Annotated in this window: 9 protein-coding genes; 6 read left to right on the plus strand and 3 right to left on the minus strand. The window is 70.6% G+C overall.

The genetic code is table 11. The annotated features are described in order from the left end of the window. Both QR77_RS14940 and mscL read left to right on the plus strand, forming a co-directional pair. Nucleotides 1-384: hypothetical protein (locus tag QR77_RS14940; RefSeq protein ID WP_052488757.1), on the plus strand; the 384-nt coding region annotated here is incomplete at its 5' end. Between the two features lie 123 nt (nt 385-507). Beyond that, nucleotides 508-1,011, plus strand: a complete 504-nt coding sequence (gene mscL, locus QR77_RS14945) for a large conductance mechanosensitive channel protein MscL (RefSeq protein ID WP_052488758.1) — start codon at nt 508-510, stop codon at nt 1,009-1,011. A 58-nt stretch (nt 1,012-1,069) separates the two neighbouring features. Here mscL and QR77_RS14950 read toward each other — a convergent pair whose 3' ends face one another. Further along, complete coding sequence (locus tag QR77_RS14950; protein WP_040022243.1) at nt 1,070-1,255, minus strand: hypothetical protein; 186 nt, start codon at nt 1,253-1,255, stop codon at nt 1,070-1,072. Between the two features lie 66 nt (nt 1,256-1,321). Between QR77_RS14950 and QR77_RS14955 the strand changes: the two genes are divergently transcribed. The 3 genes from QR77_RS14955 to QR77_RS14965 all read left to right on the plus strand — a co-directional run bounded on the left by QR77_RS14955 (nt 1,322) and on the right by QR77_RS14965 (nt 4,670). Then, nucleotides 1,322-2,512, plus strand: a complete 1,191-nt coding sequence (locus QR77_RS14955; RefSeq protein ID WP_040022249.1) for a low temperature requirement protein A — start codon at nt 1,322-1,324, stop codon at nt 2,510-2,512. Nucleotides 2,513-2,528: 16 nt separating this feature from the next. After that, nucleotides 2,529-3,560 (plus strand): P1 family peptidase, encoded by a 1,032-nt coding sequence (locus QR77_RS14960; protein ID WP_040022250.1) that lies wholly within the window; start codon nt 2,529-2,531, stop codon nt 3,558-3,560. Nucleotides 3,561-3,707: 147 nt separating this feature from the next. Next, the gene (locus QR77_RS14965) at nt 3,708-4,670 is read left to right on the plus strand and encodes a DUF6227 family protein (protein ID WP_040022251.1); all 963 of its coding nucleotides are present in this window, start codon (nt 3,708-3,710) and stop codon (nt 4,668-4,670) included. A 118-nt stretch (nt 4,671-4,788) separates the two neighbouring features. On the opposite strand, the gene QR77_RS14970 is transcribed toward QR77_RS14965, so the two are convergent. Together QR77_RS14970 and QR77_RS14975 are read right to left on the minus strand one after the other, a co-directional pair. Further along, the gene (locus QR77_RS14970; RefSeq protein ID WP_040022252.1) at nt 4,789-5,742 is read right to left on the minus strand and encodes a DNA-3-methyladenine glycosylase; all 954 of its coding nucleotides are present in this window, start codon (nt 5,740-5,742) and stop codon (nt 4,789-4,791) included. A 2-nt stretch (nt 5,743-5,744) separates the two neighbouring features. Next, nucleotides 5,745-6,116, minus strand: a complete 372-nt coding sequence (locus QR77_RS14975; RefSeq protein WP_040022253.1) for a VOC family protein — start codon at nt 6,114-6,116, stop codon at nt 5,745-5,747. Nucleotides 6,117-6,195: 79 nt separating this feature from the next. On the opposite strand from QR77_RS14975, the gene QR77_RS14980 reads away from it, so the two are divergent. After that, nucleotides 6,196-6,657, plus strand: a complete 462-nt coding sequence (locus tag QR77_RS14980; protein ID WP_040022254.1) for a MarR family transcriptional regulator — start codon at nt 6,196-6,198, stop codon at nt 6,655-6,657. Nucleotides 6,658-6,688: the final 31 nt, after the last annotated feature.

Raw genomic sequence — 6,688 nt, forward strand, 5'->3', positions numbered from 1 at the left:
GCAGGTGCGTCGGACACCGATGCCCGGGTCCGGGCCGCCGCGACCGCCGTGGCGGGGGCCGCGCCGCCGGGGCGCGATCCTGTCGTGATGGTGTCGGCCCCGGTCCGGATCGCCGACGCGTCGACCGTCCGGCTCCTGCACCCGGGCGACCGGGTCGATGTCATCGCCTCCCCCGCGTCCTCCAGCGTCCCTTCGCGCGTGGGCGAGAGAGAAGGGGAGGCGCCGCGGATCGTCGCACCAGGCGCCCGGGTGGCCTCAATCCCCCGGGAAGGTCAGGTCTCTTCGGGTTCCGGGGCACTGATCGTGCTGTCCGTGCCACGCCCCACAGCCACCGCGCTGGCAGGGGCGAGCGCGACCTCCCAACTGGCGGTGTCCTGGTGCTGAGTCGCACATACTCACCCCCAAGTCACCCGATGGCGTCTGCGGATTGGACCGCCGTGACAGGCACCGATGTAGGTTGCGAGACTGTTTGCCACCTCTATCGCACCTGTAAAGAAAGGCTCACTTGTGAGCAAGGAGAAGGAAAGCGTGCTGGCGGGCTTCAAAGCCTTCCTGATGCGCGGCAATGTGATCGACCTCGCGGTCGCAGTCGTCATCGGCGCCGCTTTCACCAACATCGTGAACGCGATCGTCAAGGGCGTCATCAATCCCGTGGTGGGCGCCTTCGGCACGCAGGACCTGGACAAGTACAGCTCGTGCTTCGAGAGCACCTGCACGACGGACGCCAGTGGCAAGGTCCACGGCATTCAGATCCTCTGGGGATCGGTGCTCAGCGCGACCCTGACCTTCCTGATCACGGCGGCCGTCGTGTACTTCCTGATGGTGCTGCCGATGTCCAGGTACCTGGCCAGGCGGGCCAGGCAACAGGCGGTCACGGAAGAAGTGCGGGAGGTCGTGGACGTCAGCGAGCTGGAGGTGCTGAAGGAGATCAGGGACGCCCTGGTGGCGCAGCGCGGCCCCGGACAGCTCGGCATCACCGGACAGCGCGGCCCTGGGCGCGAGACTCCCTAGCTCCCGTCCGCCGTATCCCCCTTGTCCCCATGGCTTCGGTGTCCTCAGGGAGGTCGTCTCAGATGTGGTGGGGCGGCTTCTCGTCGAGGAAGCGCGCGAGGTCGGCGGCGCTGTCGGCGCCGGTGGCCGGCCGCTCTCCCCAGCCTCGGTCCGTGTCGTCCGACGACTGCTGGTCCAGCGGGTCGTCGAAGATCAGCGCCGGATTCGGGCGGGGCTGCTCGTCGGGGACGGGGGCGGTACTCATGGTCCCAGCGTACGTCCGGCGTCCGGCGTGCGGTGTCCGCGCGACCCGTTGTGCTGTGCTGGGATCATGACGACGACCGAAGGGGCCGGTCCCCTGCGCCGTATGACCGCTCGCAGCCGCGGCGAGGAGCACCGCGCCTCGACGCCGCTGGAGCTCCTCTTCGACCTGTGTTTTGTGGTCGCTGTCGCCCAGGCCGGGCTTCAGCTCGTCCACGCGCTCGCCGGGGGACATCCGGCCACCGGAATCATCGGTTACCTCTTCGTCTTCTGGGGGGTGTGGTGGGCCTGGATGAATTTCTCCTGGTTCGCCTCCGCCTACGACTGTGACGACGTGCCGTACCGGATCGCGACCCTGGTGCAGATCTGCGGTGTGCTGATCTACGCCGCCGGCGTGGAGCGCGCCTTCGTCGACAACGACTGGACGGTCGCTGTCGTCGGGTATCTGGTGATGCGGGTGGCGCTGACCGCTCAGTGGCTGCGGGCGGCGGCGACGGCGGAGGCGGGCAGTGGGGCCCGGCGTACGAATGTGCGGTACGCGACAGGTCTGGTGATCTGCCAGTGTGCCTGGGTGGCCTTGCTGGCGGCGCCGGACGGCATGAAGCGCTGGCTCTTCCTGATCGTGGTCGTGGCCGAGATGCTGGTGCCCGTCGTCGCCGAGCGGGTCGGGGAGACGCCGTGGCATCCGCACCATATCGAGGAGCGCTACGGCCTGTTCACGCTGATCGTGCTGGGCGAGACGATGTCGGCGGCGACCGTCGCCGTGAAGTCGGCGCTCGACGAGCACCGGGCGCTCGGCGAGTTGCTGCCCATCGCCGGTGGCGGGATCCTCATCATTTTCGCCGCCTGGTGGATCTACTTCGCCGCACCCGCGCACCAGCGGCTGACCGGTAACCGGCAGGCCATTCCCTGGGGTTACGGCCACTTCGTGATCTTCGCGTCGGCCGCCGCGATCGGCGCGGGTCTTGAGGTCGCGGTGGAGCACGCGGTGGAGCACGCGCACATCTCGACCGTCGCCGCTTCGGCCGCCGTGACCGTCCCCGCCGCGCTCTTCCTGCTCACCGTATGGCTGCTGCACGCACGCCACTTCAAGACCGGTACGGCGCAGCAGCTCGTCCTGCCGGTCTCGGCGGCGGCGATAGCCGCCTGCACGTTCGTGGGGTCCTTGGCGGTCCTCGCCGCCGGCCTGGTCGCCGCCGCGACGGTGACGGTGGGGGTGATACTCGCCGGGCGACCTTCCTCGCCCGCGCACCCGACCTGAGGCAGAGTTGGGGTCCATGGCGATGAATGACGCACTGACCGATGTGTCGGGTCTCCGGGTGGGCCACGCGCGGGTGGCGGGCGACCGGGCCCTCACCGGCACCACAGTCGTGCTCGCCCCGGTGGGTGGCGTGATCGCCGCCGTGGACGTACGCGGCGGCGGGCCGGCCACCAAGGAGACGGACGCGCTCGACCCGCGCAATCTGGTCCAGCGTGTCGAGGCCGTCGTTCTGACGGGCGGCAGTGCCTTCGGTCTTGACTCGGCTTCCGGCGTCATGGCCTGGCTGGAGGAGCGGGGACGGGGTGTACGGGTGGGCCCCGACCCTTCGCAGGTCGTGCCGGTCGTGCCGGCGGCCGGCATCTTCGACCTGGGCCGGGGCGGCGACTGGCGGCTGCGCCCGGACGCGGCGACGGGCCGCGCCGCCGTGGAGGCGGCGGACCGTACGGAGTTGGGCGCGCCGGTCGCCGAGGGCGGCGTGGGGGCGGGGACGGGGGCGGTCGTCGGACTCCTCAAGGGCGGTATCGGCACGGCGAGTGCCGTCCTGGAGTCAGGTATCACCGTCGCCGCGCTGGTGGTGGCCAACGCGGCGGGTTCGGTGGTCGATCCGCTGACGGGCGTGCTGTACGGGCGGTATCTCGAAGGGCGTCCGGCGTACCCGGCGGCGGAGGTCCACGAGGCGGCGCGGCGGCGCCTCGGGGAGTTGCGCGAGCAGGCCGCGCCACTCCCGCTGAACACCACGCTCGCCGTGGTCGCCACCGACGCCGAACTCACCCGTGCCCAGGCGCAGAAGCTCGCGGGTACGGCGCACGACGGCATCGCGCGCGCCGTCCGTCCCGTGCATCTGCTCAATGACGGCGACAGCGTTTTCGCCCTGGCGACCGGCCGACACGCCCTCGCCGACGCGGGTCCGCTCGCGCTCAACGAGATCCTCGCGGCCGGTGCCGATGTTCTGACCAGGGCAATCGTCCGAGCCGTCGATACGGCCGAAACTGTGGAAGGACCTGGTGGAATGTTTCCCTCCTACCGGCAGTTGTACGGGCGGGACTGACGGTGTGAGCAGCCTGGTTGGCCGGGGGGCGTACGGAAACTTCACGCGCGCCCCATTCGTTTTCTCGAACCGGGGACGCAATGTCACCCCTAGGGGCTACGTTATGCAATCACCAAGTGACATGTGGCGACGGCCTGGAGACCCATCTTGAACGATCCGTACGAGACAACAGAGGCGCACACCAAGCGGCTCCTGGGTCGGGCGCTCAACTCCTTCGATCTGCCCGACACGTTGGTCGAGCGGCTCGATTCCGCGCTGGCGCACGCCAGTTCCCTCTGCTCCGCCCATCACAGCGCGGGGCTGCACCGTGAGATGTACCGCCACACGTACCTGTTCACGGACGGCGGCACACTCACCCTGTGGGAGCTGGTGCACAACACCGGCCGCGACGGCGCACAACTGCACGAGCTGTACGCGGACGAGGCCGAGGCACAGCTCGCCGTGTCCAGGCTGTACCACCCCGACGGTCTTCAGGCGCCGCGCCTGGGCGCGGGTTCGGAGATCTCCGGCCCCTTCGACGTTCCCGGTCACTTCGACCTCTCCGAGCCTCTCGACGCCCCCGAGGCGCGCGGTGCGTACGGAGCGCCGTGGTTAGCGGCGCAACCGCCCGTCAGCCCGTCGGGTCCGTTCGCGGGCCCCTTCCCGAGCCCTTCGTTCGACGACCTCACCGCCGGCCTGATGTCCGAACTGGAAGCCGGCCGCGGCAGCGACATCGAGAGCGACTTCACCCTCTTCAGCAGCCTTCTGGCAGCGCCCCCGGCTCCGCTCCCCAAGACCCGGATGTATGTCCCGGACAACTCGGCCGACCACGCCCGCCGCGTGCTGCGCCGCGCGGAGAACGCCGACCGGCCGGGCGAGGAGACCGCGCGGCTGCTGCGTACGGCTTTCGCCCACCACATCACCCAGGTCTTCGGCCGGCAGTGCCAGGTCGAGGGCAAGGACGCCGGATTCATGCTCTACGAGCACGCGTTCCTGCTCATCGACGGCACGGAGACGAGCGTGTGGGAGGTCGAGCACACAGCGACGCCCGACGGTCGCCACATGTGCGAGATGTACGAGTCGGAGCGCGCGGCCCGCGCCGCGATGGAGATCCGCGCGCGGGTTCGCTGACACACGTTCACCGGGCCGCCCGGGATCGGTCCTGATCCCGGGCGGCCCGGCAGGTGAACAGGCGGGAAGGTAAGCAACCAGGCAGGCAGGCAGGCGAACAGCCGGTCCTTCGCGGGCCTCAGTCCGTCTGGGCCTTCTGTTCGGCGCGGACGCGAAGCAGGAGCCCGACCCAACTGCGGTAGGGCTTCCAGCGGTCGGCGATCTCCGTCAGTCGGCGCATGTCCCCGGAGTCGCTCTCGCCGAGGCCGTACGCGTCGGCCATGGACGCGTGCAGCCGCCGTTCGTGGAGCGGGAAGACGTCGGGGTGTCCGGCGCCCCGGATGAGGATGAGTTCGGCGGAGAAGGGGCCGATGCCGGGAAGGGTGCGCAGCGACGCGAGAGCGTCGTCCGCCGGCATCGCGCGCAATCGCGCGGCGTCGAGTTCACCGGCGGTGGCCGCCTCGGCCAGCGCGTGCAGTTGTTCGAGCTTCAGGCCGGTGAGCCCGGGCGCGAGGGTGACCGTGCTCAGCACCGGCGGGGTGGGGAAGGCGTACAGCGTCCGGTCCGCGATCTGGAGGCGTTCTCCGTACCGCTCGGCAAAGCGGACCTTGATGGTGGCGGCCTGCGTCATGCGGATGCGCCGGCCGATGACCGACCACACGGCCGCCTCGTAGGGCGAGTGGAAACACACCGGCCGAAGCCCCGGAGAGTCCGCCATCAGCCCGGCCACCACCGGATCGGCGTCGGCGAGTCCGGGAAAGCCGCTGCCGTCGACATCGAGGGAGAGGATGCGGGCGAGCTGCGCCCGGACCGCGCTGTCGGACGCCGGGGCCGCCTGCTGGTCACCGGAGGCGCTGCCCGGGCGGACGGTGAACTCGGCCCGTACCGTGCCCGTACGGGCGCCGGAGGCCGCCTCCTGGCGCACGGCGGCAGCCACCGTCGAGTGGCCGTCGTCGGCGGGAAAAGCCAGCCGCAGCGTCCCGTCCGCCGCTTCGTCGTAGCTCGCGGGGGTGAAGTCCTCCAGGAACCTGGCACTCGCCGCGAGCGAGAAGGGGCCGGACGGAGCGAAGGCAGCCGAGGCAACCGTGGTCATGGTCAGCCCCCGTGCGCCGTGATGGCGTAGCCCTCGGGGCCGATGAAGGTGAACATACGGCCGAAGGGGCTCTCCCGCGGCGGGTCCGCGATAAGCACCCCGGCGGCGGCGAGCTGGTCGTGCAGCCCCTGGGCGTCGGCGGTACGGAACCACAGCGCCACCCCGAGACCGGGCCGGGCCGCGCCGTCGAGATCCACCCCCGGCAGCGGCTCGCGGACCGCGAACGGGACCGGCTCGGTGGCGAACACCACCGCGCCCGGCGGGGAGGCCGGCGCTCGGCGGAGGCCGAGGTGCTTCTCGTAAAAGGCGGCCGCAGCCTCGACATCGCGCACCTGTAGCGCGATGAAGTCAGGACCGTCGACGGTGGGGGTCATGGGTTCTCCCGGTTCTCAATGTCAGGACTTTGACATAAGAAACTGTACGCGGGGCGGTTGGGCATGTCAAAATCCTGACATGGAAGATCGGAAACCCGTGGAACCGCCCCACCCCGCCCAGGACGTCACCGAACACGTGGGATACCGCCTCAAACGCGCCGCGTCCGCGCTGCGCGGCGCCATGGACAGGGCACTGCGCGAGCACGGCCTGACCGTGCCGCAGTACTCCTGCCTGGAACTCCTCGACGAGCGGCCGGGCCTGTCCAACGCGGAACTCGCCCGTGGCACCTTCGTCACCCGGCAGTCCATGAACGTCGTCCTTCATGGCCTCCAGGAGGCGGGGCTGATCTCCCGGCCGGCCACCACCGACCACGGCCGCGCTCTCCCCGCCCACCTCACCGAGGACGGCCGGGGCCGCCTCCACGCGGCCCGCTCAGCCGTCTACGCCATCGAACGGCAGATGATCGACGCCGTACCGCCACGGCGCCTGGCCGCGCTCCTCGCCGACCTCGACCGCATGGCGGAGGCCCTCGGCGACTGACGAGCGAGTCGCGCCTCGGCGCCGGCAGCCC

Origin of the sequence: Streptomyces sp. 150FB, assembly GCF_000818195.1 — a bacterium.
Classification (GTDB): Bacteria; Actinomycetota; Actinomycetes; order Streptomycetales; family Streptomycetaceae; genus Streptomyces.

Coding starts and splice junctions, on each gene's coding strand:
- QR77_RS14950 (WP_040022243.1), bottom strand. CDS start 1,255: ATGAGTACCGCCCCCGTCCCCGACGAGCAGCCCCGCCCGAATCCGGCG.
- QR77_RS14975 (WP_040022253.1), bottom strand. CDS start 6,116: ATGACCCCCACCGTCGACGGTCCTGACTTCATCGCGCTACAGGTGCGC.
- QR77_RS14980 (WP_040022254.1), top strand. CDS start 6,196: ATGGAAGATCGGAAACCCGTGGAACCGCCCCACCCCGCCCAGGACGTC.
- QR77_RS14955 (WP_040022249.1), top strand. CDS start 1,322: ATGACGACGACCGAAGGGGCCGGTCCCCTGCGCCGTATGACCGCTCGC.
- QR77_RS14970 (WP_040022252.1), bottom strand. CDS start 5,742: ATGACCACGGTTGCCTCGGCTGCCTTCGCTCCGTCCGGCCCCTTCTCG.
- QR77_RS14960 (WP_040022250.1), top strand. CDS start 2,529: ATGGCGATGAATGACGCACTGACCGATGTGTCGGGTCTCCGGGTGGGC.